This window comes from Nocardiopsis alborubida, assembly GCF_012396365.1.
GTDB lineage: Bacteria > Actinomycetota > Actinomycetes > Streptosporangiales > Streptosporangiaceae > Nocardiopsis > Nocardiopsis alborubida.
In genome coordinates this window covers 18,221-39,519 of record NZ_JAAXPG010000038.1, presented here as the reverse complement: position 1 = coordinate 39,519, position 21,299 = coordinate 18,221, and the positions used below count along the sequence as shown (strand labels likewise).

General features: G+C 71.9%; 20 protein-coding genes and 1 tRNA gene. 11 read left to right on the top strand and 10 right to left on the bottom strand.

Translation table 11 applies throughout. From position 1 onward, the window contains the following. Positions 1-58: 58 nt before the first annotated feature. Positions 59-2,665, top strand: a complete 2,607-nt coding sequence (locus tag HGB44_RS28210) for an ATP-binding protein (protein WP_455430063.1) — start codon at positions 59-61, stop codon at positions 2,663-2,665. A 15-nt stretch (positions 2,666-2,680) separates the two neighbouring features. Here the strand turns inward: HGB44_RS28210 and HGB44_RS28205 are convergent, their stop codons facing one another. Together HGB44_RS28205 and HGB44_RS28200 are read right to left on the bottom strand one after the other, a co-directional pair. Beyond that, the gene (locus HGB44_RS28205; protein ID WP_061082863.1) at positions 2,681-3,532 is read right to left on the bottom strand and encodes an oxygenase MpaB family protein; all 852 of its coding nucleotides are present in this window, start codon (positions 3,530-3,532) and stop codon (positions 2,681-2,683) included. Positions 3,533-3,709: 177 nt separating this feature from the next. Continuing rightward, positions 3,710-4,765 carry a DUF4037 domain-containing protein gene (locus HGB44_RS28200; RefSeq protein WP_061082864.1) on the bottom strand — a complete coding sequence of 352 codons (1,056 nt, stop codon included), beginning with the start codon at positions 4,763-4,765 and terminating at the stop codon, positions 3,710-3,712. Positions 4,766-5,312: 547 nt separating this feature from the next. On the opposite strand from HGB44_RS28200, the gene HGB44_RS28195 reads away from it, so the two are divergent. Beyond that, entirely contained in the window at positions 5,313-5,831 is a 519-nt protein-coding gene (locus HGB44_RS28195) for a lytic polysaccharide monooxygenase auxiliary activity family 9 protein (RefSeq protein WP_061082865.1), read from the top strand. 143 nt (positions 5,832-5,974) lie between these two features. On the opposite strand, the gene HGB44_RS28190 is transcribed toward HGB44_RS28195, so the two are convergent. Then, positions 5,975-6,051, bottom strand: a tRNA-Pro gene (locus tag HGB44_RS28190). Positions 6,052-6,124: 73 nt separating this feature from the next. Continuing rightward, on the bottom strand, positions 6,125-7,045 hold the full coding sequence (locus tag HGB44_RS28185) for a metallophosphoesterase (RefSeq protein WP_061082866.1): 921 nt from the start codon (positions 7,043-7,045) through the stop codon (positions 6,125-6,127). Between the two features lie 158 nt (positions 7,046-7,203). Here HGB44_RS28185 and HGB44_RS28180 point away from each other — a divergent pair, with 158 nt between their 5' ends. Next, positions 7,204-7,659: a GatB/YqeY domain-containing protein gene (locus tag HGB44_RS28180; RefSeq protein WP_061082867.1), complete on the top strand. Its 456-nt coding sequence runs from the start codon at positions 7,204-7,206 to the stop codon at positions 7,657-7,659. Positions 7,660-7,800: 141 nt separating this feature from the next. On the opposite strand, the gene HGB44_RS28175 is transcribed toward HGB44_RS28180, so the two are convergent. Continuing rightward, entirely contained in the window at positions 7,801-10,170 is a 2,370-nt protein-coding gene (locus tag HGB44_RS28175; protein ID WP_061082868.1) for a penicillin-binding protein, read from the bottom strand. A gap of 440 nt (positions 10,171-10,610) precedes the next feature. Between HGB44_RS28175 and HGB44_RS28170 the strand changes: the two genes are divergently transcribed. After that, positions 10,611-10,934, top strand: a complete 324-nt coding sequence (locus HGB44_RS28170; RefSeq protein WP_061083180.1) for a WhiB family transcriptional regulator — start codon at positions 10,611-10,613, stop codon at positions 10,932-10,934. Positions 10,935-10,948: 14 nt separating this feature from the next. Here the strand turns inward: HGB44_RS28170 and HGB44_RS28165 are convergent, their stop codons facing one another. Continuing rightward, positions 10,949-12,094, bottom strand: a complete 1,146-nt coding sequence (locus tag HGB44_RS28165; protein ID WP_061083179.1) for an ArsA family ATPase — start codon at positions 12,092-12,094, stop codon at positions 10,949-10,951. Continuing rightward, complete coding sequence (locus HGB44_RS28160) at positions 12,091-13,137, bottom strand: ArsA-related P-loop ATPase (protein ID WP_061083178.1); 1,047 nt, start codon at positions 13,135-13,137, stop codon at positions 12,091-12,093. The genes HGB44_RS28165 and HGB44_RS28160 overlap by 4 nt, the downstream gene beginning before the upstream one ends. A gap of 151 nt (positions 13,138-13,288) precedes the next feature. Between HGB44_RS28160 and HGB44_RS28155 the strand changes: the two genes are divergently transcribed. The 4 genes from HGB44_RS28155 to HGB44_RS28140 all read left to right on the top strand — a co-directional run bounded on the left by HGB44_RS28155 (position 13,289) and on the right by HGB44_RS28140 (position 15,788). After that, positions 13,289-13,462 carry a DUF4177 domain-containing protein gene (locus HGB44_RS28155; RefSeq protein ID WP_082768610.1) on the top strand — a complete coding sequence of 58 codons (174 nt, stop codon included), beginning with the start codon at positions 13,289-13,291 and terminating at the stop codon, positions 13,460-13,462. After that, complete coding sequence (locus tag HGB44_RS28150; RefSeq protein ID WP_061083177.1) at positions 13,462-13,923, top strand: RidA family protein; 462 nt, start codon at positions 13,462-13,464, stop codon at positions 13,921-13,923. Before HGB44_RS28155 ends, HGB44_RS28150 begins: the two co-directional genes overlap by 1 nt. 71 nt (positions 13,924-13,994) lie before the next feature. Continuing rightward, positions 13,995-14,903 carry an NUDIX hydrolase gene (locus HGB44_RS28145; RefSeq protein WP_061083176.1) on the top strand — a complete coding sequence of 303 codons (909 nt, stop codon included), beginning with the start codon at positions 13,995-13,997 and terminating at the stop codon, positions 14,901-14,903. A 78-nt stretch (positions 14,904-14,981) separates the two neighbouring features. Continuing rightward, complete coding sequence (locus HGB44_RS28140) at positions 14,982-15,788, top strand: MBL fold metallo-hydrolase (RefSeq protein WP_061083175.1); 807 nt, start codon at positions 14,982-14,984, stop codon at positions 15,786-15,788. 394 nt (positions 15,789-16,182) lie between these two features. Here the strand turns inward: HGB44_RS28140 and HGB44_RS28135 are convergent, their stop codons facing one another. After that, positions 16,183-16,869, bottom strand: coding sequence for a Crp/Fnr family transcriptional regulator (locus tag HGB44_RS28135; protein ID WP_013156302.1), 687 nt, complete (start codon positions 16,867-16,869; stop codon positions 16,183-16,185). Between the two features lie 289 nt (positions 16,870-17,158). Between HGB44_RS28135 and nth the strand changes: the two genes are divergently transcribed. From nth to HGB44_RS28120, 3 genes are all read left to right on the top strand, one after another. Further along, on the top strand, positions 17,159-17,905 hold the full coding sequence (nth, locus tag HGB44_RS28130) for an endonuclease III (RefSeq protein WP_210752279.1): 747 nt from the start codon (positions 17,159-17,161) through the stop codon (positions 17,903-17,905). A gap of 268 nt (positions 17,906-18,173) precedes the next feature. Continuing rightward, entirely contained in the window at positions 18,174-18,827 is a 654-nt protein-coding gene (locus HGB44_RS28125; RefSeq protein ID WP_061083174.1) for an NUDIX hydrolase, read from the top strand. A 21-nt stretch (positions 18,828-18,848) separates the two neighbouring features. Then, positions 18,849-20,027 (top strand): MarP family serine protease, encoded by a 1,179-nt coding sequence (locus tag HGB44_RS28120; RefSeq protein ID WP_061083173.1) that lies wholly within the window; start codon positions 18,849-18,851, stop codon positions 20,025-20,027. Between the two features lie 195 nt (positions 20,028-20,222). Here the strand turns inward: HGB44_RS28120 and HGB44_RS28115 are convergent, their stop codons facing one another. After that, positions 20,223-20,771: an ATP-binding protein gene (locus HGB44_RS28115; protein ID WP_017568447.1), complete on the bottom strand. Its 549-nt coding sequence runs from the start codon at positions 20,769-20,771 to the stop codon at positions 20,223-20,225. A gap of 13 nt (positions 20,772-20,784) precedes the next feature. After that, the gene (locus HGB44_RS28110; RefSeq protein WP_013156307.1) at positions 20,785-21,132 is read right to left on the bottom strand and encodes an STAS domain-containing protein; all 348 of its coding nucleotides are present in this window, start codon (positions 21,130-21,132) and stop codon (positions 20,785-20,787) included. Between the last annotated feature and the right edge of the window lie 167 nt (positions 21,133-21,299).

Below are 21,299 nucleotides of genomic sequence, written 5' to 3'. Positions count from 1 at the left end.
GCAGCCGTCGAGATGCTGGAACAGGCTTTGGAGTGCTGGCGGGGGCTGCCCTTCTCCGGTGTCGGTTCGGAGTACCTGGACCACTCCGTCGTGGCCCCCCCTGCGGGAGGAGCGCTGGTCCTGCGTCGTCGCCTGGGCCACCTGTGCCCTGGAGCTGGGCAGGTGCTCCGACGTGGTCTCCCGGCTGACGCCCCTGGTCAGCGAGGAACCCTTCAGGGAGCGTCTGCACCACCTGCTCATCACGGCCCTGTGGCGCGACAACGAACGCGCCAGGGCGCTCTCCGTCTACGAGGAGTTCCGGGCCAGGCTCGCCGACGAACTGGGTGTCGACCCCGGGCCGGAACTGACCGCCCTGCACACCCGGATCCTCCAGGAGGACTTCCAGGAAGGGGCCCAGGACCCGACGGCCGGAGAACCCGGAACGCGCTTCGTGGTGCGCAACGACCTCCCCCGGGACCTGCCCGACTTCACGGGGCGTCGCGACTCCCTGCGCCAGTTGGACGAGGTGGCGCGCACGGGGGAGACCCGCGCGCAGGTCTGCGTCATCACGGGCAGCGGCGGCGAGGGGAAGACGACCACCGCGGTCCGCTTCGGTTACGAGGCGGCCGAGCGTTACCCCGACGGACAGCTGTTCATCGACCTGTACGGCTACACGACGGACAGGGAACCGCTCGACGCCGCCTCCGCGCTCGGCGCCCTGCTCCGCGCGGTCGGTATCGACCCCGAGGCGGTGCCCGAGTCCCTCGACGAGCGGTCGGCTCTGTGGAGGGCCACCCTCATGGGGCGCAGGGTCCTGGTCATCCTCGACAACGCGCTCAGCTACGCCCAGGTCAGCCCGCTCCTCTCCTCCTCCCCGGGGTCGATGACCCTCATCACGACCCGCAACGAGCTCTCCGGGCTCAGCGGCGCCCGCTTCCTGTCGTTGGGGGTGTTCGACGAGCAGTCCTCCCTGGAGCTGCTCGGGCGCGTGCTGGGGGACGAACGCGTACGGCGCGAACCGGAACAGGCCCGGGAGATCATCCGGATCTGCGGCGGCCTCCCCCTCGCCCTGCGCGTGGTGGCCGGACGGATGCTCAGCCGCCCCAGGTGGTCGTTCGCGCACGTCGCCCGCCGCCTCGGCGAGCAGAACCGGAAGTTCCGCGAACTCCAGGTCGAGGGGCAGAGCGTCGAGGCCGCCATCGACCTGTCCTTCCAGAGCCTCAACCGGGACCAGAGCCGGACCTTCCTCCTGCTGGGCCTGATGATCGGCAGCACGATCGACCTCGGCGGCGCGGCCGCCCTCCTGGACATGACCGTGGAGGACGCGGACGACATCCTCCAGGAGTTGGTCGGGGTGTGCTTGTTGGAGGAGCCCCAGGGTGACGTGTACCGCCTGCACGACCTGATCGGCGCCTTCTCACGGGACCGTGGGGCCATGGTCCTGAGCGCACAGGAGATCGATTCGGCCAGGCTGCGCCTGGCGGAGCAGTACATGGCGACCGCTCAGCATGCCGCCGACCTTCTGGGTCCGCGCGCGCACGACGATGTCGACGTGGCTCCTGAGTATCGGATCGAGCTGACCGGGCGGGAGGACGCCGAGAACTGGTTCACCCTGCACCAGGAGAACCTGGCGGAGACGATCGAGTACTTCGCCTCACACGGGAACGGCGAGTACGCCTGGCGGATGGCTGATGCGGTGTGGCGCTTCTACGCCCTCCACGGCCAGATGGGGCTGTTGGTCAGTTCCCATCAGCGGGCACTCCAGATCAGCGACAAACAGGGGAATCAGCGAGGACGCGCGGTGACCCTCATCGGACTGGGCGTCGCACACTGTCTTGCGGGCCGCTTCGACGAGTCGCTGGATCTCCTCACGGAGGCCCGGGGCCTGTTGGCGTCGATCGACGACAGCAGAGGACTCATACGGGTCCTGGCCAATCTGGGCGTGGTTTACGAGCGCGTCGGACTCCTCTCGGACGCCGTGGAGGCCTTCCAAGGCGTGCTCGACCACGCGGTCGAGTTGCGGGACACCCGCCTGGAGGCGGTGCAATGGAGCAACCTCGCCTTCGTGAAACAGGCGCTGGGGGAGTACACGGAGGCGCTGTACTGTGCTGAACAGGCCACCGCGAAGGCCGGCGGCGAGGACTTGAACGAGGCCAGGGTCCAAGCCAAGCGGGTCATGGGCGAGGCCCATGTCGGGTTGGGCGATCTGGAGGACGCTTTCCGGGACCTGAACGAGGCACTGGAGCTGTCCGTGCGCCTGCATCTGATGAGCAATCAGATCTATGTGCACAACGCCCTGGGCATAGCTCACCGTGCGGCCGAGAACTGGGAGCAGGCGATCGAGTCCCACAGCGAGGCGTCGGCGCTGTCAGACAAGTCCGGTATCCGCAGTGGCGACGCCGAAATCCTTACTGAGCTGGGAATGACCTACGCGGCCGCCGGACGCCACGGCGAGGCCCTGTCCGAGTTGGAGAGGGGCCGCGCCATCGCGGTCGAGCGCAGCGAGCGCTACATGGTCGCCCGCGCCGCGCTCGCCCTCGGCCGCCTGCCCGAACCGGTCATGGCGGCGGACCGGGCGCGGGGGTTCCTCAGCGAGGCCGAGGAGATCTTCACCGAGCTGGGACTGGCCGAGGCGGAACAGGCCAGGAAGGCCCTGGAGGACAGGCCGCCCGAGTCCCTCGGCTGACGGTCTCAGCCGGTCCTAGCCGACGGTTCCCCTCGCCCCGCGGCGCGGCGCCGCACCTGGCCTCGAACGGCGTCGCGGCGGCCCCAGCCAGCGCGGCCCCAGGGTTCCGCGCCGCATGGTCCACAGGCACAGCGTCGCGGGCAGGACGCGCACCGGCCGGGGGACGTGCGGGTACACCGCGCGGGTCGTCCGCACGATCCGGTCGAACCGGCGCTGGCGCGCCCGCGACCACGGGATCGCGAACCGCTCGCGCAGGTCCGGCGGGAGCAGCCCGCCGGTGAGCAGGAGCTGGATCCGCATCAGCGGGCGCAGGGGCGCGCTCGGCGGGTGGAACAACTGCTTGGTGATGGCGCGGGCCTCCTCACCCACCTCCAGCCGGGACAGGGCCCCTTCCCAGTAGGCGGCGAACTCCTCGGGGGACGCGGGCCACTTCTCCTCGGGCAGGCCCAGGGCGGTGGCGAACGCCGACGCCTCGCGCAGGTGCAGGGCGCGCTCCTCCTCGCCGAGTTCGCCGAACACCATCGCGTGCAGCCGCGAGGCGGACTGGAACAGGGTGGCGGCCACCCACAGCAGGAGGTCGTCGTCCAGGGCCCGGTACCCGGGGCCGTTCACCTTGCGGTGCAGCGCCCGCACGATGTCGTGCAGGCGCTTTCGCTCCTCCTCGGTGCCGTAGACCGTGCCGTACACGAAGTAGAGGGTGCCGAGCAGCCGGTTGAACGGCCGGGAGGAGAAGTCGCTGTGGTCGTGCACCCCGCGGGCGACGCTGGGGTGGGCGATCTGGAGCAGGAGGGCGTACCCCGCGCCGCCGAGGACGCAGGCCTCCGCGCTGATCCTTCGTAGAGGTGATCGGTCGGACGGTCTGCCCATGCCTGGGATCGTACGGCACCCGCGCGCGCGTGCGGGCGGACCACGCCCCCGTGGGCGCACCCGCGGTGACGGGGCGGACCGGGCGCGCGTACGGCCTGAAGACGGGAGGGGGGAGGGCTCGCGCACGGGATGGTCCTGCCCGCACGGACGGCCCGGGTCGCGCGGCCGGGACGCGGCTCACGGACCCAGGGAGCGGAACACCTCCGGCCGGGTCAGCGCGTCGGTGTTGTCCGCGAACTGGTCGATCGCCCCCACCGGCGGCCGTGCGGCCAGCTCGGGGGCGGTGATCCCCGCCAGCAGGGCGCGGGCGAACCGGGCCGCGTCCAGCACCGGCCAGGGGCGTTCGTGGAACGGCCGGGGCCGGGTGTCCAGGGCGGCGGCGAGGCCGGTCCGGTTCTGCCGGTCGGCCACCAGGGAGGACGCCTCGGCGAGGGCCGCGGCGTCCGCGTCCAGAGCCCGTTCCAGGAGCGGGGCCAGCTCCGCCGCCCAGGGCAGGCGGGCGAAGGCGCTTCCCAGCCACTTGGAGTAGGGCGGGTAGCGGCGCTCCAGCAGCAGGGCCAGGCGCATGAGGTCGCGGACCACCCGGGCCGCGACCACCCGCGCGCCCAGACGGTCTCCCACCTCCGCGCAGCGGCCGACGAACGCCTCCTCCTGGGACACGCGCTGCCACTGGCAGGCCAGCACGTACCGCCACACGTCGTCCGGGTACCAGGCCAGCCGCTCTCTGGCCCGTGTGACCGCGCCGACGCCGTCGTGGAAGACGGCTCCGCCCACCACCTCGGCCAGCCGCTGGGTGGGCGTGGCGAGCCAGTCGGCGACCTCCACCCCCTCGCCCGGGTCGAAGCCGAGCCGGCCCCGCAGCCAGTCGCCGGACCCGCTGACCTCCACCCGGTGTCGGCCCTCGGGCGCGTCGGCGTCGGGCCGCCACGTCTGGGGAGGGCCGTCGTTGGGGCCGAACCGGACCGGCCAGCCGCGCACCCGCTCGGGCAGGCCCCCGGCGAGCAGCGCCAGCACGCGTTCGCGTTCGCCGGGTCCGTCCACGAAGACCTGGAGCCGCGGCCCCCAGCCGTGGTCGGTGGAGCGCTCGGTGTCCAGTCCGAGGACCTCGGACCCGGCGCCGAGCAGCGCGGCGGCGTGCGTGACGGGCCGGGGACCTCGGGCGAGCAGGGGCGCGACCGCGTCCGTGTACAGGGCCCGGGACAGTTCCAGGCCGGGGAGGAAGACCGGGGGCATGCCCGAGAGCCTAGGATCCGACCTCCGCACGCGGCCACGCGTTTTCCGGCGCGGGACCTGCCGTCGCCGGGCCGCGCCGGAGCGGGGGTAAGGGAAATCTATCCATCTGGTTAGAACCGGTCCAGGAGCGGATCGAAGGGCCGATGGTCCACAACGTTTTACGACAGACCAGGACTTGCAACTGTAAGGTGTCTTTCCAGTTCGCGGCGCAAATGACGGAGGAAGTGCCGTCAGTACCAGTGCCGGAATGCGTTCGCCCGGTCGGGCCACCGACGATGTGGTACGCCGTCCCCCTGCACGACAGGGGTATTGACGTGTAGTGACAGGGTCTTTACGGTCTACCGACAACAGGTGGAAGGAAATTCCGGGGACGCCCGGAATGGCCGGGACAACGACGTCCGGTGTCCGCGGGGGAAATATCCGAGCCCCTACGGACGCACTCCACTTCCTGGGCCGGAAAAACGGTCCGGGTCACCCCGCTACGAATCCCCCGCACCGTGCCGCCAGGCCGGACGGGATCGTGACCCGAAGAGAAGGGCCCCGTTCAATGAAGACCCTCAACAGGATCCGCTCCGCCTCCGCCGTCGCCGCGGCCACCGCTCTGATCTTCACCCTGATGCCCGCCAGCGCGGCCAGCGCGCACGGCTACGTCTCGGCCCCCATGAGCCGCCAGGCGCAGTGCGCGGCGGGCATGGTCGAGTGCGGCGGCATCCAGTGGGAGCCGCAGAGCGTGGAGGGCCCCAAGGGCCTGATGAGCTGTTCCGGCGGCAACTCCCGGTTCTCCGAGCTCGACGACGACAACCACGGCTGGCACGTCACCCAGGTCGGCACCTCGCTGAACTTCACCTGGACCCTGACCGTCACGCACGCCACCGCCAACTGGGAGTACTTCATCGGCGGTCAGCGCATCGCCAACTTCGACGACGGCGGGGCCCGGCCCGACTCGACCGTCCACCACAACGTGGACCTGTCCGGCTACAACGGCCGCCACACGATCCTGGCCCGCTGGAACGTCGCCGACACCGGTAACGCCTTCTACGCCTGCGTGGACGTGAACATCCGCTAGGCAGCCCGGCGCTTCCCCGGCCCGGCTCCCCGCACCCGGGCCGGGGGCGGGGCCGCGGTTTCCCGGGGTTCCGCCCGGTGCCGAGGCTCCCTGTTCGGCCCCCGACACGACGAAGGCCGGTCCCGTAGGACCGGCCTTCGTGCTGGTCGGGGTGGCGGGATTTGAACCCACGACCTCTTCGTCCCGAACGAAGCGCGCTGCCAAGCTGCGCTACACCCCGAAGCAACGTCCACAAGTCTAGCGGACTCCCGGGAGTGCTCGCGCACGGTTTTCGGCCGGAGCGCCGAGGAGGGTCAGGAGGAGGCCACGAGGTCCAGCAGGGAGGCCTCCGGACGGCAGCAGAACCGCACCGGGGCGTACGGGGAGGTGCCCAGGCCGCCGGACACGTGCAGCCACGCGTCCCCGTACTCGTGCAGCCCCCAGGCGCGCTTGCGGTCGATCCCGCAGTTGGTGACCAGGGTCCCGTAGAACGGCAGGCACAGCTGGCCGCCGTGCGTGTGCCCGGCCAGGAGCAGTTGGTAGCCGTCGGCCGCGAACCGGTCCAGGTTGGACGGCTCCGGCGAGTGCAGCACGCCCAGGCGCAGGGCCGCCGACGGGTCGGCTGGTCCGGCGACCTCCTCGTACCTGTCCAGCTTGATGTGCGAGTCGTGCACCCCGGCCAGGGCGATGTCGAGCCCGCCCGCCTTCAGTCCGCCCCTGCGGTTGTTCAGGTCCAGCCATCCGGACGCGGACATGGCCTCGCCCAGCTCACGCCAGGGCAGGTCCGGCACCCGGCGCTTGTTGTAGTCGTTCTTGCTGGTCCGCCACAGGTAGCGGGCCGGGTTCTTCGGCTGCGGCGAGAACAGGTCGTTGGACCCGTACACGAACGCGCCCGGCCGGTCCAGCAGCGGCCCCAGGGCCTCGGTGAACGGCCCCACCGCGTCCGGGTGCGCCAGCGAGTCACCCGTGTTGACCACGAGGTCCGGCTCGTGGGCCTCCAGCCCCCGGATCCACTCGATGAGCATCTTCCGGTCGGGTGTCAGGTGCGCGTCGGACAGGTGCAGGATCCGCAGCCGCGGGCTGCCGGGGGGCAGCAGAGGCAGCTCGTAGCGGCGCAGTCGGAACCAGTTGCGCTCGATGACCGAGGCGTAGACCAGTCCCGCCGCTCCGACGGCGCCCGTGATCGCGGCCGCGCGGCCCACTCTGCGCAGGATTCGTCTGTTGTCGGCGCCCATCGCCCTCCTTCGTCGTCACAGAGATCGTCGCAGATCCACGGAGCACACGGGCGCGAATCCCGGCCGCCGACCGACGGCGCCGTGTGAGCTCCGCCCACACGGCGTCCGCACGCGCAAACCGTTGGTGGCCCCGCGGCGCCCCGCCGTAGGATCGGCTCATGTCCGAACTCAAAGCCCGTCTCAAGAACGACCTGACCACCGCCATCAAGGCGCGTGACAAGGTGCGCACCGGCACCCTGCGCATGGTCCTGGCCGCCATCTCCACCGAGGAGGCCGCCGGCAGCACCTCGCGCTCCCTCGGCGACGACGAGATCACCCGTCTGCTCACCCGGGAGGCCAAGAAGCGCCGCGAGGCCGCCGAGGCGTTCGACAAGGGCGACCGGCCCGAGCAGGCCGCGGCCGAGCGGGCCGAGAGCGAGGTCATCTCCGACTACCTGCCCAAGCAGCTCACCGACGAGGAGCTGTCGTCGCTGGTGGCCGAGGCCGTCACCGAGACCGGCGCCGACGGCCCCCGAGCCATGGGCCAGGTCATGAAGGTCGTCAACCCCAAGATCGCCGGTCGGGCCGAGGGCGCCCGCGTGGCCGCAGAGGTCAAGCGCCAGCTGGCCGGATGACCTGACCCGGCCGGGCCCGGACCGGGCGGACCGTGTCCGCCGTTCCCGCCGGGCCCGGCCCGACCGTGTCCCACCCGGGAACGGCCGGGAACGCGAAGGGGCGGCGGTGCACGCACCGCCGCCCCTCTCACGTGTCAGGCCTCAGTCGTCCTCCCGGCCGGGGGAGTTCGACGCGGGCGCGACCGGGAACCAGTCCTCGTCCTCCTCCGGCCCGCTGGCGGTTCCGCCGCCGCTGCTGAGGAACACGTTGACCGTGGCCCCCTCCGGCAGCCGCGTCCCCGGATCCGGGTTGACCGCGGCCACCGTGCCCTCGGGCTCGGGGGAGCGGACCCGGGTGGAGGACACGTTCACCGTGTAGCCCGCGGCCTCCAGGGTGCTCACCGCGTCCGCCTCGGACCGGCCGAGCACGTCCGGCACGCCGCCGTCGTCACTGGCCGGGCTGGCGTCCTCGTCCGTGCGCGGGGCCGACGTCGAGCCGAACTGCGACGGGGCCGCCGGCAGCTGCTCGACGTCCAGGCCCTCGTGGGCGCCGATCATGGTCTCCTCCCAGATCGGGCCCGGGATCGTCGCCCCGTACACCACCGGGAAGTAGCGGTCGCCGATGGTGACGTTGCGCAGCGGGTACTGCTGCGGGCCGCGCGGGTCGCCCACGAAGACCGCACCGGCCATCTGCGGGGTGAACCCGGCGAACCAGGCCGCGGCCGAGCCGTCGGTGGTACCGGTCTTGCCCGCCGCCGGACGGCCGATGTTCAGGGAGGCCGCGGTGCCGCCGTTGAAGGGCTGCTCCAGCAGGTAGCTGACCCCGTCGGCCACCTCCTCGTCGAGCACCCGCTCGCACTCGGGCTCGATCTCGATCGTCTCGTGCGCGTGCTGGTCGATGATCTTGGTGATGGCCTGCGGCTCGCACAGGATCCCGCCCGAGGCGAAGACCGAGTAGGCGTTGGCCACCCGCAGCGGGGAGACCTCCTCGCTGCCCAGGGTGAAGCTGCTGTTGGCCAGCGTCCGCTCGTTCTCGGTGAACAGCGTGCCGTCCGCGCGCCGCAGTCCCAGGTCCTCGGTCATCTCCATCACGTCGCAGATGCCCACCCGCGCCTGGAGCTGCGCGAAGTAGGTGTTGGACGAGGCCCTCGTCCCGGTCATCATGTTGTGCGTGGTGTTGGAGTTGGTGTCACCGGAGTTGCTGGGCGACCAGGGACTCAGGGTGCCGCCGTTACAGCTGCGCTGCCCGGAGACGGTCACACTGGCCGGTGAGTTGAACGAGGTGCCGAACGGCATCCCCTCGGCCAGCGCCGCCGCCAGGGTGAACGCCTTGAACGTGGAACCCGCCTGGAAGCCGCTGCTGCCGCCCCGGTCCGCGTCGGTGGCGAAGTTGATGGAGGTCTCGCCGAGCTTGCTCTCGTCGGGCCCGTAGTTGCGGCTCTGCACCATGCCCAGGATGTGGCCGGTGCCCGGCTGGATGACCACCTCGGCGGCCACCTTGCGGGACTCGTTCTCGCGCGGGACCCACTCGTCCACGGCCTCCTGCGCCGACACCTGGGTCTGCGGGTCGAGCGTGGTGTGGATCTGGAGTCCGGCGGTGCGCAGCCAGCGCGCCCGCTCGGTCTCGTTCTGGCCGAAGCGCTCGTCCTTCTCGATCTCCTGGACCACGTAGTCGCAGAAGAACGGCTGGTCGCTGGGCACGCAGCCGTTGGGCGGGGTGGAGACCTCCACCTCCATCGGGACCTGCTTGGCCTCCTCGGCCTCCGCCTCGGTGATGGCGTCGGTGGCCACCATGCGGTCGAGCACGACGTTGCGGCGGTCGGTGGTCTGCTCGGGGAAGAAACGGGGGTTGTAGAGGTAGGGGTAGCGGACCAGGCCCGCGATGGTGGCGGCCTGGTGCAGCTCCAGGTCGCTGGCGGGCACCTGGAAGAAGTGCTGCGCGGCGGACTCGACCCCGTAGGCGCCGTCGCTGAAGTAGGCGATGTTGAGGTAGCCCTCGAGGATCTCGTCCTTGGTCATCCGCTGTTCCAGGGCGACGGCGTAGCGCAGCTCCCGGATCTTGCGGGCGATCGTCGTCTCGGAGGCCTCCTCCAGTTCCTCCTGGGTGGTGGCCGCCTCGATCTGGACGTTCTTGACGTACTGCTGGGTGATGGAGGACGCGCCCTGGGTGTCGCCGTTGAGCGTGCGGAGCGCGGCGCGCAGCGTGCCCGACACGTCCATGCCGCCGTGCTCGTAGAAGTGGGCGTCCTCGATGGCGAGGATCGCGTCGATCATGACCGGCGAGACGTCCTCGATTTCGACGAGTTCGCGGTTCTGGTCGAAGATCTCCGCGATGACGCCGCCCTCGCTGTCATAGATCGTCGATCTCTGAGGAGGCGGCGGAGTCTCCAGATTGCTGGGCATCTCCAGGAAGCCGCTGGCCACGTTGCGCGCCGTGATGCCCAGGCCCCCGACGGCCGGGAGCGCGAGCGCGGCGACGAGGAGCCCAGCGACGACGCCGACGACGACCAGTTGGCTGATTCTTTGAAGCAATGTCCCCTGACCCACCCCATCAGACTAGGTGACCACGTACGTGCGAAGTGGTCCGATGTGGAACGGATAGTGCGCGAACGCGCGGAAATGACCCGCGTGCCGCGGGCTGTGCCCCCATGCCATCTTTTCATGCCTATCGCCGGCCGGGCACTGACCGGTTCGGCGGCGCGGCACGCCCGCCCCGTCCGATGCGGAGAGCCGTCGGGCCCCCACGCAATGGCCCGAGCGGGCCATATTGGTGAGACGTGGAGGGGGTCCATCGGGTTCTGTTGGCGAGGCGAACGAATCCGTAACTTCTAGGCAACAGGGGTGGGCGTCGACCACCGCACCCCACGCGGCAGCGGGAGCCCACGGTCCCTCCGGCCGGTGCACACGCGTGCCCCGGGTCCGGGTCCGGGCCGGCTGGCGCGGGGACCGGGTGCGCACAGGGGAGTAGAGGCATGTGGACCGACCAGTGGACGACCAGGGCGCTGTGCCGACGGGTGGACCCCGACGCGCTGTTCGTCCAGGGCGCGGCGCAGCACCGCGCCAAACTCATCTGCCAGGAGTGCCCGGTACGCACCGACTGCCTGACCGACGCCCTCGACAACCGGGTCGAGTTCGGCGTCTGGGGCGGCATGACCGAACGCGAGCGACGCGCCCTGCTGCGCAAGCACCCCGGCGTCACCAGCTGGGGCCCGCTCCTGGAGGAGGCCCTCAGGGAGGGTGACGTCGACCTCGCCAGCTACGCCGCCGAGCACGCCGAGGGCACCTCGGCGGCCTGAGCGCCGGCAGCGCCCTACCGGCCCCGGCCCGCCAGCTCCTCGCCGACGTCGCGCAGCCCCGCCAGGTCGTGCACGTCCTCCGGCAGGGCGGCCACCTCGGCCACGCGCACACCGCCGTGCGCCGCCAGCAGCGCGTCCCGCAGCCGGACCTCGCGCCCGCGCGTGCGGACCCTCTCCGCGTGCAGCCGCAGGGCCGCCGAGGCGGGCGTCCGCGTGCCCGAGCGCTCCAGCGCCTCCGCCGCGGCGACCGCCTCGCGCACGTCCAGGGCCCCGCCCGCCCCCTCGGGCAGCGGATGCGTCCGGTTGACCACCAGCCCGGCCAGCGGCATGGCGTCGGTGGCCAGCCGCTCCACGAAGTAGGCCGCCTCGCGCATCGCGTCCGTGTCAGGCACGGCCACCACCACGAAGGCCGTTCCCGGTGCCTGGAGCAGCCGGTAGGTACGCTCCGCGCGCTTCTGGAAACCGCCGAACACCGTGTCGAACGCGGCGACGAAGGACCGCAGGTCGTCGAGGAGCTGGGCGCCCACGACCTTGCTGACCGCCGAGGTCACCAGGTTGAACCCGGCGCCGAGCAGCCGGAACGCCCCCGTGCTGGCCGGGGCGCTCAGGAAGCGGATCAGGCGCCCGTCCAGGAAGCGGCCGAGCCGCTTGGGCGCGTCCAGGAAGTCCAGCGCGGACCGGCTGGGCGGGGTGTCCACCACGATCAGGTCCCAGTCCCCCGACTGGCGCAGCTGGCCCAGCTTCTCCATGGCCATGTACTCCTGCGTGCCCGAGAAGCTCGTGGAGAGGGTCTGGTAGAAGGGGTTGGCCAGGATCTGCCGGGCCCGTTCGGGGTCCGCGTGCTCCCTGACGACCTCGTCGAAGGTCCGCTTCATGTCGAGCATCATCGCGTGCAGGCTGCCGCCGGCGCCCTCGGACAGCGGGACCGGGCGCGGTGTGTCGTCCAGCGACTCCAGCCCGAGGGACTGGGCCAGCCGCCGCGCCGGATCCACGGTGATCACCACGGCCCGCCGCCCGCGCTCGGCGGCGCGCAGCCCCAGCGCCGCGGCCGTCGTGGTCTTGCCGACCCCGCCCGCGCCGCAGCACACGATGATCCGCGTACCGGGATCGTCCACGAGGGCGTCCACGTCCAGGCGCCCGGCATCCACCACCGCGTTCACAGCCGTACCCCCTGCTCGACCAGCAGCCGCGCCAGGGAGTCCAGCGCGGCGCGGTCCACACCGCCCTCCAGCAGAGGCAGTTCCAGCAGCGGGCGGCCCAGTCCCTCCAGGTCCGAGCGCATCCGGCGCTCCAGCCGCACCCGCAGCGCGTGGGCCCGCAGTTCTCCGGCCAGCGCCGCCGCGAGTTCGCGCGCGTCCTCCAGACGCGCCTCCTTCAGCCCGGCGGCCAGCGCGTCCAGGTCCGTCTCCCCCTCCGCGGCGGCGGCCAGGTCGGCCTCGTCCAGCAGCGGCCGCCGCACCATGTTCACCAGCACCGCGCCCACGTTGAGGCCCAGCCCGCCGACCTCGGCGATCCCGTCCCGTGTCTCCTGGACGGGCATCTCCTCCAGCAGGGACACGAAGTGCACCCGGGTCTGCCCCGAGCGGATGACCTCCATGACCCGGTCGGCGTGGTTGCGGATCGGCCCCACGCGGGCCAGACCCGCCACCTCGGAGTTCACGTTGAGGAACTGGGCGATCCGGCCGGTGGGCGGCGCGTCCATCACCACCGCGTCGTAGTGGAAGGGGGCCGTCGGCGCGCTCTCGGCGCCCCGGCGGCGACCGCCCCGGCGGCGCCGCACCGCCTCGGTGGCCTTGCCGGTGAGCAGGACGTCGCGCAGCCCGGGGGCGATGGTGGTGGCGAAGTCCACGGCACCCAGCCGGTTCAGCGCCTGGCCCGCCCGGCGCATCCCGTAGAACATCTCCAGGTACTCCAGCAGCGCCGCCTCGGCGTCGGCGGCCAGCACGCTCACGCTGCCGCCGCCGGGCGCGGCCATCATCTCCCGCTCCTCGTAGGGCAGCGGCGGGCTGCCGAGGAGGGTGGAGAAGCCCTGGCGGCCCTCCACCTCGACCAGCAGCACCCTCGCGCCGCCGGAGGCCAGCGCCAGCGCCAGCGCGGCGGCCGCCGTGGTCTTGCCGGTCCCGCCCTTGCCGGTGACGATGTGCAGTCGTGCTCCCGCGCAGGCCTCCCCCGGAGGCTTCGGTCCGTGCTCGCTCTCGCTCACTCCAGGCAGTCTATGCGGGTGCTCCAAGCGGGGCCGGGAGCGGTGCCGCGGTGGGCACGGGAGGGCACGCGGATGAGTAAGGTGGCGGCGTTGACGTGCGGCGCCCCGCCGTGGGGCGGGTCGCCGGTGAGCGAACAAGGGTGAGGGACGCATGAGCAAGTGGGAGTACCAGACGGTGGCGCTGCTGTCGCACGCCACCAAGCAGATCCTGGACAACTGGGGCGCCGACGGCTGGGAGCTCGTCTCCGTCGTGCCAGCCCCGCTGCCGGAGGGCACCGACCCCCGCAACCAGCAGTACGTCGCCTACATGAAGCGGCAGCTGTGATGGCCACCCCCGAGGAGCGGATCGCCGAACTGGGTCTGACCCTGCCCGAGGTGGTCGCGCCGGTCGCGTCGTACACGCCCGCGGTACGCAGCGGGAACCACGTCTACGTGTCCGGTCAGCTGCCGTTCGTGGACGGAGAGCTCCCCGCCACGGGCAAGGTCGGCGCCGAGGTCACTCCGGAGACGGCCAAGGAGCTGGCCGCGCGGTGCGCGCTGAACGCGGTCGCCGCGGTGCGCGCCGAGATCGGTGAGCTGTCCGGCGTGGTCCGCGTGGTGAAGGTGGGCGGCTTCGTGGCCAGCACCCCCGACTTCACGGGACAGCCCGGCGTGGTGAACGGGGCCAGTGACCTGCTGGCCGAGGTCTTCGGCGACGCCGGTGTGCACGCGCGCGCCGCCGTGGGCGTGGCGGCCCTGCCGTTGGACGCGCCGGTCGAGGTTGAGATGATCGTCGAGGTCCGCTGAGCGGTTCGCCCTCTTCCGGGGCGGTGACCCTCGTTTCGCGGCGCTCTGTCCCCGAGGAGGAGGGTACGCCGATGCGCGACGACCCGGCAGGCGACGGCACCGTGCGGGACGGCACCTCGCGCGAGGGCGCGGCGCCGAGCGGCTCCGCGCCCGACGGTGCCGTCGCACCCCGCCCGGCCGCCACGGTCATGCTCCTGCGTGCGCGCGGCGGTGTCCGGGACGGGGGCGCGGGCGGCCCCATGGAGGTCCTGCTCATGCGCAGGGTCCGTTCCATGGGGTTCGCCCCGGGCGCCTTCGTCTTCCCCGGCGGCGGGGTGGACGCGCGCGACGCCGACGGCGACCTGCCCTGGACCGGCCCCGGCCTCGGGGAGTGGGCGCGCACGCTGGGCACCGACGTGCGCATGGCCCGGGCGCTGGTGTGCGCCGCGGTCCGGGAGACCTTCGAGGAGACGGGCGTCCTGCTGGCCAGCGAACCCGGGCGCGCGGGCGGGGAGCCCATCACCCTCGACACCTCCTCCGAGGACTGGGAACGGGACCGGCTGGGGCTGATCGACCGCTCCCGCTCCTTCACCGAGGTCCTGTCCCGGCGCGGCCTCGTGCTCCGCTCGGAGTGGCTGCGCGCGTGGTCGCGCTGGATCACCCCGAGGGCCGAGCCGCGCCGCTACGACACCTGGTTCTTCGCGGCCGAACTCCCGCCGGGGCAGGTCGCGCGCGACGTGGGCGGGGAGGCCGACCTCACCCGGTGGACCGACCCCGCCGAGGTCCGCGGCGAGTGGGAGGCGGGGCGGATGCCGATGCTGCCGCCCACGGTCGCGGCCTGCGCCGAACTCGCGGACTGCCGGACCCTCCGGGGAGTGCGGGAGGCACGACGGGATATCGTCCCCATTGAGCCGGTTGTCCGGGAGATCGGCGGCCAGACGCGCGTCGTCGCGCCGAACGGGGTGGACTACCCCCTGCCGAAGCCCGACGCGACTCCCTGAGGGGCCGCCGAGGCGCGGGCCGCGTGCCGGAGGCCCCGGCCGCTCCCCGGTCCGGCTCGGCGAGCGAAGCGAGGTGCGATGAGGATCGACGGTTCCGGGACACTGCGCGCCAGCTGCGTGCTGTGCCCCAATCCCGGCCCGATGACGCTGGAGGGCACCAACACCTGGATCCTGCGGGAGCCGGGCGCGCGCGGGGTCGTGGTCGTCGACCCCGGCCCCCACGACGAGCGCCACCTGGAGCGCGTGGCGCGGACCGTGCAGGAGCAGGGCGCCCAGGTCCTGATGGCCGTGGTGACCCACCGCCACCCCGACCACGGGGAGGGCGCTCGGTACTTCTCGGAGCTGACCGGCGCCCCCGTGCACGCGGTCGACCCCGGGACCAGGGTCGGCGGACGCGGTCTGTCCGACGGCGAGGTCCTGGAGGCCGACGGCCTGCGGGTGCGGGTGATCGCCACCCCCGGACACACGGAGGACTCCGTCTGCCTGATGGTGGAGGCCGACAACACCATCCTGACCGGCGACACGGTCCTGGGCCACGGCACCACGGTGATCGACGGCGACGACGGTCTGGGCCCCTACATGGAGTCGCTGTACCGGCTGCGCGCCCTCGTGCGAGAGCACGACGTGCGCACCCTGCTGCCCGGCCACGGCCCGATCATCACGTCCCCGTCGACGGTGCTGGACTCCTACGTCGACCACCGCGAGTCGCGCCTGGGGCAGGTCCTGGACGCGGTGCGCGCGGGGGCGACCGGGGTCGAGCAGATCGTCGACCGGGTCTACCCCGACGTCACCGAGCAGATCCGGTTCGCCGCGGCCTCGTCGGTGCGCGCCCAGCTGCGCTACCTCTCGGCGCGCGGGGAGCTGCCCGAGGACGTCGAGGCCTAGACAGTTTTTTCTGGACCTCCGCTCCGCTTCGGTCCGTGTTCGGACGCCCGGAGCACGGGAACCTTCGGTGTCTCCGGCGGGTTCGCCCGTGCCCACCCGTCGCCCGCCACCACCTCAACCGACGCCTACGGCGCAGTCCCCCACGGAAACCCGCCTCCGCCACCTCCAGAACCCCGTGGGCGCCCGAACCAACCCCCCACAGCTGAGACCGGTTCAAAAGAACAGACCCTAGTCGGCAAGCGCTCCCCCGTCCCCGGGGCTCGGCGGCCTCCCGGACCCCGGGGCGCCGGGAACCCGGCGCGGACGGCTCCGGACACGGCTGTGGCCGCCCACCCCGCCGGGGGAGCGGCCACACAGCGTTCAGGCCCGGGAGTCCCCGCCTGAGGAACACGGCCTAGCGGGCGCGGCGGCGCATCCGCTCGACGTCGAGCAGGACGACGGCCTTGGCCTCGATCCGCAGCCAGCCGCGCAGGGCGAACTCGGCGAGGGCCTTGTTGACCGTCTCGCGGGAGGCGCCGACCAGCTGGGCGAGCTCCTCCTGAGTGAGGTCGTGGTGGACGTGCAGCCCGTCCTCGCCCTCCTTGCCGAACTTGTCGGCCAGTTCCAGCAGCGCCTTGGCGACGCGGCCGGGAACGTCGGTGAAGACGAGGTCGGCCATCACGTCGTTGGTCCGGCGCAGGCGTGCGGCCAGCGCCTTGAGCAGCTGGAGCGACACCTGCGGGCGGCTGGACAGGAACGGGCGCAGGTCGTCGTGGCCCAGACCAGCGAGCACCGAGTCGGTGACCGCCACGGCGCTCGCGGTGCGCGGGCGCGGGTCGAACAGCGACAGCTCGCCGAACATCTCGCTGGGGCCGAGCACCCCGAGCAGGTTCTCGCGGCCGTCCACGGCCGTGCGGGTCAGCTTCACCTTCCCGCTGAGGATGACGTACAGGCGGTCGCCCTCGTCGCCCTCGCTGAACAGGGTCTGGCCGCGGCCGAGACGCACCTCGTTCACCGATGAGCGGAGTGCGGCCGTGTCCTCCTCGTCCAGCGCCTCGAACAGAGGGGCCTTCCGCAGCACCTCATTGATCTCGTCCACCACACGTCCTCCTAAAACCTGACCGCCAACAGTGTGACGTATATCGCACCCGGGTGTGAAACCAGGTCGTGATCCCGGCTTGTCCGCCGAGAGACAACTGCCCACAACAGCCGACGTCAGCCCCTGCGATCCTAGCCGTCCTCAGTTCTGTACCAGGGCTGTCCGCGCCGCGCCACCGGACATTGGTTACATAGCCCCGTTCGCCGGCGGTGGCGCGGTCCCGCTTCCGGCGGCCGCGCGAGCACGGCCGCGGGGCCGCGGTACGCCGCGTCACCGGGACGCCTACCCTGTGATGATGCCCCGTGACACACCAGACGCGACCGAGCCGACGACCACGCCCACCGGTGAGAGCCGGCTCGCGCTGGTCCGCCGTGCCCGCCGGATGTACCGGGATCTCATCGAGCTGTACCCGGACGCCCACTGCGAACTGAACTTCACGACCCCCCTGGAACTGCTGGTCGCGACGATCCTGTCCGCCCAGTGCACGGACAAGCGGGTCAACCAGGTCACCCCCGCCCTCTTCGCCCGTTACCCCGACGCGGAGGGCTACGCCTCGGCGCGGCGGGAGGAGCTGGAGGAGATGATCCGCTCGACCGGCTTCTTCCGGGCCAAGGCCAACAGCCTCATCGGGCTCGGGCAGGAGCTGTGCGAACGGCACGGTGGAGAGGTTCCGAGGAAACTCTCCGACCTGGTCAAACTACCCGGTGTAGGACGAAAGACCGCAAACGTACTGCTCGGTAACGCCTTCGATGTGCCCGGCATCACCGTCGACACCCATTTCGGGCGGCTCGTCCGCCGCTTCGGGTGGACCGACGAGGAGGATCCGGTGAAGGTCGAGCACGAGATCGGCGCGCTCTTCCCGCGCCGGGACTGGACGATGCTCTCCCACCGCGTCATCTGGCACGGCCGCCGGGTCTGCCACTCCCGCAGGCCCGCGTGCGGGGCCTGCGGACTGGCCCGCCTGTGCCCCTCCTTCGGCGAGGGGCCCACGGACACCGCCACCGCCACCAAGCTGTTGCGGATGCGCTCCTTCTCCTGAGATTCGGGTGCCGGGGGTTTGTACCCTGATCACGTGAGTGTGCGCGCATCGGCCCCGTCGCGGGCATCCCTGTCCGCGGCGCCCCGTGTGACGGCGGTACCCCCGCCCGTCGGCGCCGGGGAAGGTCCGACGACGTGACGACTCCCCAGGAGCAACGCGCTCCCTCGCGCGGCGCTCCCCCGGGCGCGGGCCACACCGCCCCGCGAGAGGCCCGGCGCACGGCCCCCGACCCACCGACGGCGCGACGACTCCCGGAACAGGTTCCCGCATGAACTCGATCCCGCTCTGGCTGGCCGCGCTCGCGGACGCCGCCGAGACGATGACCGTGCCGCCGCCCATGCGGCCGCCCGCCGAGGGAGGACGCGAGTCCGCCGTCCTCGTCCTCTTCGGAGAGGGGCCGCGGGGACCCGACCTCCTCCTCATCCAGCGCAGCGAGGGCCTGCGCCGCCACGCCGGACAACCCGCCTTCCCCGGCGGCCGGATCGAGCCCTCCGACGCCTCCCCGGAGGCCGCGGCGCTGCGCGAGGCCGCGGAGGAGACCGGCCTCCTCCCCGAGGGGGTCGACGTCGTCGGCCGCCTCCCCGAGCTGTACCTGAGCTTCAGCGACTTCCGGGTGGCGCCCGTCCTGGGCTGGTGGCGCGAGCCCAGCGAGGTGCGGCCGACCGACCTGGGCGAGGTCGCCGCGGTCTCCCGCGTGCCCGTCGCCGACCTCGCCGACCCGGCCAACCGGGTCAAGGTGCGCTACGGGGGCGGGCCCCACTGGGGCCCCGGCTTCCGGGTGGAGGGCATGCTCGTGTGGGGCTTCACCGGCGCGGTGGTCGACAGCCTGCTCGCCCTGGGCGGCTGGGAACTTCCCTGGCGCGACGAGGGTCTCACCGATGTGTTCGAAGCAACCCCGCAGGGCCTGCGGCCGGTCGGTTAGCGCTCACTCTTGGAGGGCAATGTGCTCGACGTGATCCTGGTCGTCCTGCTGCTGCTGTTCGCGGTGACGGGGTACCGACAGGGTTTCATCGTCGGTGTCTTCAGCTTCGTGGGCTTCGTCGGAGGGGGCGTCCTCGCCGCCCTGACGGCCCCGGAACTCATCCAGGAGTGGGTGGACGACCCCGGCAGGCAGGCGCTGCTGGCGATCGCCGTGGTGTTCCTGTCCGCGGCGCTCGGCCAGTTCCTGCTCTCCTACCTGGGCACCTTCGTCCGCAACAAGGTGACGTGGGACTCGGCCCGGGTCCTGGACGCCATCGGCGGTGCCGTGATCAGCGGACTGTCGGTGCTGCTGGTGGCCTGGTTCATCGGCAGCACGGTCGCCAACTCGGCGCTGCCGTTCGTCGCGGGCCAGGTCAGGGACTCGCGCATCCTCCACTCGGTGGACACGCTGATGCCCGAGGCCGCCCACAACGGGTTCTCCACGTTCCGCCGGATCGTGGACCAGAGCGCCTTCCCGCAGGTGTTCAGCGGCCTGGGCACCGGTGAGCTGGCCGAGGTGGCACCGCCGGACCCGGACGTGCTCACCACCCCGGAGCTGATCGAGTCGAGCCGCAGCGTGGTGAAGGTGCTGGGCACCGCGCCCTCCTGCCAGCGCCGGGTGGAGGGGACCGGCTTCGCGTACGCGGAGGACCGGATCATGACCAACGCGCACGTGGTCGCCGGGGTCACCGACGACCTGCGGGTGGTCACCCGGGAGGGCTACCAGCTCGAAGCCACGCTGGTGCTCTTCGACCCGCAGCAGGACCTGGCCGTGCTGCACGTGCCGGGGCTGGACCTGGAGCCGCTGGAGTTCGACCACGAGGCCCCGCAGGGCGGTGACGCGGTCGTGGCGGGCTTCCCGCGCAACAGCGGCTTCACGGCCGTCCCCGCGCGCGTACGGGCCCGCCAGACGGCGCAGGGGCCGGACTTCTACCACTCGCAGCAGGTGAGCCGGGAGATCTACCAGGTGCGCGCCGTGGTGCGCCCGGGCAACTCCGGCGGCCCGCTGCTGTCGCCGGACGGCACCGTGTACGGGGTGGTCTTCGCCGCCGCCACGAACGAGCCCGAGACGGGCTACGTGCTCACCGCCGACGAGGTCGCGGAGAACGCCCGGAGCGGCCTGGAGAACAGCGGGCAGGTCTCCTCCCAGGCCTGCGACTGACCGGGGCCTCCCGTCGTCCACAGGCCGGTTCCGGGGCTTTGCGGGGCCTGCGTGAGGCGGTTGACTGGATGTACAGGGGGCCCACGGGCACGGTCGGCACCGTGCTGCCCGTCTTCGGACCCCGGTACGCACCGAGGGCGCCTCCCCGCAGGGAGGCGCCCTCGTGAGCGTCGGGCATCCGGTCCGGGCCCGGTCCTAGTTGGAACTCGGGTCGGGCGAGTGCTCCGTGGCCAGCGGCCAGCTCATCCGCACCACGGTCCCCCGGTCGCTGGGGTCGATCTTCACCTCGTCGGCCAGGCCCGTGATGACCGCCAGGCCCAGCCCCGGGGAGAACCCGGAGATCCCGCCGGGAGGGGTGTCCTCACCGTCCAGGAAGAGCCCGTCGAGCAGGGACGGGTTGGTGGGCTCCTCCGTGTCCTTGGCGGGGGCACGGTCGGAGACGACGACCTCGAAACGTTGCGTCGCGCTCCCGTTGGCGCGCAGGATGCTGCTCGTGGCGTCGGTGCGGGACTCCGACGCCGGATCAGGCCCGCTGCCGTCGATCAGCTGGAGCAGGATCGGCTGTGTCGGACAGTGCAGCTTGTGTGCCGCCACCGCCCTGGAACACGCCTCACCGACCGCCAGCCTGATCTCGTCGATCGCTGAGGCGGCGATACCCGCCCGCCGTGCCACGGTCGCGGCCATGAGCCGTGCCGTGCGCACGTGAGCGGGGAGCGCGCTGATCGTGAGCGTGATGGTTGCCATCGCTCGCTCGGGGCTACTTCGCGGAACGCTTGTCGATGGCTTCCTGCACCGAGTCGTGGATACCGAAGACCTTGGTCAGACCGGTGATCCGGAAGATCTTCAGGATGCGCTCCTGGGTGCAGACCAGGTCGAGGGTCCCGTCGTGGGCCCGGACGCGCTTGAGCCCGCCCACGAGCACACCGAGGCCCGTCGAGTCCAGGAACTCCACCTTCTCCATGTTGACCACGAGATGGAAGTTGCCCTTGTTGACCAGGTCGATCAGCAGCTCGCGGAGCCGGGGCGCGGTATAGACATCGATCTCACCCTCAACGACGACGATCTCGGTGTCGCCCTCGGTGTAATGATCAAGCTTCAAGTCCACTAGTCCTCCAGCGCCGAACCGCGAAAAACGCGAATGATCTCTGCCGGGCGTTACCCCACCAGCACGCATTCAACCACGCGTGTCGAGTGCGTCTTCCTGTGATGCACAGAAAAACCGTGACACCGCGCCACTGTTCCCCCGGATGTCACACTGAAACCAATGTCCCA